The organism is Pseudomonas edaphica (assembly GCF_005863185.1).
GTDB classification, from domain to species: domain Bacteria; phylum Pseudomonadota; class Gammaproteobacteria; order Pseudomonadales; family Pseudomonadaceae; genus Aquipseudomonas; species Aquipseudomonas edaphica.
Map to the genome: position 1 here is coordinate 1 of NZ_VBVZ01000608.1, position 3,654 is coordinate 3,654.

Consider the following 3,654-nt stretch of genomic DNA (forward strand, 5'->3'; position numbering starts at 1 on the left):
GAGCTGGCTTGCCTGCGATAGCGATTTACCGGTTAAAACGTTCTACCAGCGAATACTGGGTATTGGCGGTGTGCGTCAGCTCCTCACTCAACTGCGCCGAGTTCATCGCCTGTTCCGAGGTCTGATCCGCCAACAGCGCAATCGTGCTGATGTTACGGCTGATCTCTTCGGCTACTGCGCTTTGCTCTTCGGTAGCTGCGGCAATCTGCGTGGTCATGTCAGTGATATTGGCCACCGCCTCACTGATGCCCACCAGCGCCTGATCCGCCTCCATCACCCGCGCCACACCTTCTTCGGCCTGGCGATGCCCGGCGTCCATGGTTTGCACGGCCGCCGCTGCGGTGTGTTGCAGCTTGGCGATCAGCGTATGAATTTGTCCGGTGGACTCGGCAGTGCGCTGCGCCAGTTGGCGAACTTCGTCAGCCACCACCGCAAAACCTCGGCCCATCTCACCGGCGCGGGCCGCTTCGATGGCTGCGTTCAGTGCCAGCAGGTTGGTCTGGTCGGCAATGCCTTTGATCACATCGACCACACCGCCGATTTCATCGCTGTCCTTGGCCAGTTGGGTGACGGTCACACCCGTCTCGCCCACGGCCACCGACAGACGCTGGATCGCCTCGCGGGTTTCCCCGGCGATGTCGCGGCCGCGACCGGTCAGGCGATTGGCTTCCTGAGTGGCGTCCGCCGTGCGCTGTACATGGCTGGCGACTTCCTGAGTGGTCGCTGCCATCTGGTTGACCGCCGTGGCTACTTGTTCGGTCTCTACACGCTGGCGTTCCAGGCCGCTGGAACTGTTATGCGCCAAGGTATTGGACTGCGCCGCTTGGTCGTTCAGGTGTTCAGCCGTGTCTTGCAAGCGTGTCAGACAGGTCTTCAGCCGCGCTTCCTGGCTGAGAATCGACATCTCCAGCCGCGCCTGCGCGCCTCGGCTGTCGGTGTACATCTGCGCGATCAACGGGTCAGACGTGGTCTGCTCGGCCAAACGCAGCAAACGCTTGAGGCCGCGCTGCTGCCAGCTCAGGCCCAGCAGGCCCAGTGGCACCGACAGGCCCGCCGCCAGGGCAAAACCCCAGTGGGAATTGAGCGATGCACCAATCATAAAGCTCAGCTGGCTGACCAGGATAAACGGCAGCCAGTCCTGCAAAACCGGCAGCCACTTGTCGCGCTGCGGCACGGCGGACTTGCCCTGGTTGATGCGTTGATAGAGCGCTTCGGCCCGGCGGATCTGCTCGGCGGTGGGCTTGATGCGCACCGATTCGTAGCCGATCACCTGGTTGCCGTCGAAGACTGGCGTCACATAGGCGTTAACCCAGTAGTGATCGCCGGTCTTGCAGCGGTTCTTGACGATGCCCATCCATGGCAAGCCTTGTTTGAGCGTGGACCACATGTGCGCGAACACAGCCGACGGAACATCCGGGTGGCGCACCAGGTTGTGCGGCGCTCGGACCAGTTCGTCGCGGGTGAACCCACTGATTTCGACGAAAGCGTCGTTGCAGTAGGTGATCACACCTTTGGCGTCTGTGGTGGAGATCAACCGTTGCTTAGCGGGGAAGGTACGTTCGCGCTGGGTAACGGGTTGGTTATTACGCATGGTTGTTCAATCCGCAAGGCTTTCAGGGGTTATCGGCGCTTGCGGGCTTTTATTTAACTTATTTTTGCAATAATCAGCCGGCCAGCATCGGGTAGGTAAACAGCCCGAAGTGAAGCAGGTTCAGCCCGAAGTGCGTGGCGATTGCCGCGCCCAACCCTCCAAAGCGATAGGCCAGGCCATAACCGACCCCGGCGATGCTTGCCAGCAATACCCAGTGCCAACCTGCGCCCAGGTGCATCAAACCGAATAGCAGCGAGGCCAGCAGCAGCGCCACATTCTCGCCATAAGGCAGGTGTTTGAAGCGCTCGCTCAGGCCGCCCTGGATGTAGCCACGAAACAACGCCTCTTCAACCAGGGTCACCAGTAGCAGGTTGTTCAATACCCACAACCACGCCTGTTCCGGCCATTTGGGCGCCCAACTGATCATCCCCAGCAACATTGCGCCGCCCAACGCTGCAACGGCTGTCAGGGTCAACGCCAGCGCAGTCACGCAGATCGACAGGCGCAATGACCTGCGTGCCACGATCCAGGGGCAGGCCAGCAGCAGCCAGAAGCCGATCAACGGTTTGTCCTGGTTGAGGTACATCGAAAATGGCACCGAATCAGGCGTAAAGCGTTGAGGCGCGATCCCGCGGCCGTTGTAGAAACCTGGCAACCAATGCATCGCCAGGCCCAGCGCCAGCACGATAAACAAGCCGTGTCCGAGGTAACGCGCCCAAGGATTGCGTTGCTGGCGCACGGCGTAACCCGCAATCAGCAGCATGACTACGGAAACCGCCGCCAGCATGCCCAGTTGCCCGTAGGTCAAGGCCAGTACATAGCCAATGGAAAGAAGCAGCAGGTACAGCCAGGGCAGAGCAATCATGTGAAATCCTTGAAAAAAACTGGCCGGCATTATAGCGACCGACTTTCGTTGCAGGCATGAAAACTCTTCCACGCAAAACGCCTGGGTGAAGTGATTGCAAAATCGCTTGGCAGCTGGTTATAGTCCGCAGGTCTCAATCCCTTCAAAAAGATCAGCACATGCCAGCTTTCCAGCGCATAGCGGTAGTCGATTCAGCGGTCAACGCTGTGGTCGTGCCGTGCGCGAATAAGCAGCCTGCGCAGATCAGTCACTATCCCCCACCTGTCAGTAGCACGCCGGTGTACGCAGTCGTATCACCGCCGGGTGTCGGCATTTCGGGCTGATCAGCAAATTGCTGTTCCCGTCTGCCCGCCTGAAAAAAACCTATTGAATCTCAGCGTCTGCTGAATCGGCTTTTTTTGCCTGATGACAGGTGGTAACCATGTCTGTTCTTTCGAAACAATCCGTGGCCGCGGCGGCCTCGACGAGCCTGTTTGTCCTGCTGTGGAGCAGCGGGGCGATTTTCTCCAAGTGGGGCCTGGCCCACGCTTCACCCTTTGCCTTCTTATTGATCCGTTTTGCCATCGCCCTGGCGGGCCTGGTCATCCTGGTGCCAATCCTCAAGCTGAAACTGCCGCGCCCCGGCAAACCCATGCTGTATGCGGCGGCGACCGGCCTGGTGTTGTTGGGCGCTTATCAGATTTTCTACCTGCTGGCCCTGGACCTCAGAGTCACGCCAGGAATGATGGCCACCATCATGGGCGTGCAGCCGATCCTGACGGTGGTGCTGATGGAGCGTCAGCGCTCGTTAAGCCGGTTGTTCGGCCTTGGGCTGGGGTTGGCGGGGTTGATCATGGTGGTCTATCAGGGCATCGGACTGTCGGGTATGTCCCTGGCCGGGATGTTGTTCGGCTTGCTGGCGCTGGCCAGCATGACGCTGGGTTCGATCATGCAAAAACGCATCACCGACAATCCGTTGGGCACGCTGCCGGTGCAGTACGTGGCAGGGCTGCTGCTGTGCGCGGTGTTTGTGCCGTTCCAGCCGTTCCACTTTGAGCAAAGCGCGAGCTTTTACCTGCCGGTGCTGTGGATGGGCCTGGTGGTGTCGTTGCTGGCGACGCTGCTGCTGTATCGACTGATCGCGCGTGGCAATCTGGTGAATGTCACCAGCCTGTTTTACCTGGTGCCGGCGGTAACGGCGGTTATGGATTACCTGATC

At 59.8% G+C, this 3,654-nt stretch carries 3 protein-coding genes; 1 reads left to right on the forward strand and 2 read right to left on the reverse strand.

Annotated elements, in window-relative coordinates; translation table 11 throughout:
* Window positions 1–25: 25 nt before the first annotated feature.
* Both FEM54_RS27500 and FEM54_RS27505 read right to left on the reverse strand, forming a co-directional pair.
* Window positions 26–1,591 carry a methyl-accepting chemotaxis protein gene (locus tag FEM54_RS27500; protein ID WP_138453745.1) on the reverse strand — a complete coding sequence of 522 codons (1,566 nt, stop codon included), beginning with the start codon at window positions 1,589–1,591 and terminating at the stop codon, window positions 26–28.
* 73 nt (window positions 1,592–1,664) lie between these two features.
* On the reverse strand, window positions 1,665–2,456 hold the full coding sequence (locus tag FEM54_RS27505) for a CPBP family intramembrane glutamic endopeptidase (RefSeq protein ID WP_026013506.1): 792 nt from the start codon (window positions 2,454–2,456) through the stop codon (window positions 1,665–1,667).
* 421 nt (window positions 2,457–2,877) lie between these two features.
* On the opposite strand from FEM54_RS27505, the gene FEM54_RS27510 reads away from it, so the two are divergent.
* The coding region (locus tag FEM54_RS27510) for a DMT family transporter (protein WP_138453746.1) at window positions 2,878–3,654 on the forward strand (777 nt) is incomplete at its 3' end.

What these genes read in the sequence shown, in the direction of transcription:
- FEM54_RS27500 (WP_138453745.1), bottom strand. Translation starts at nt 1,591, where the DNA reads ATGCGTAATAACCAACCCGTTACCCAGCGCGAACGTACCTTCCCCGCT.
- FEM54_RS27505 (WP_026013506.1), bottom strand. Translation starts at nt 2,456, where the DNA reads ATGATTGCTCTGCCCTGGCTGTACCTGCTGCTTCTTTCCATTGGCTAT.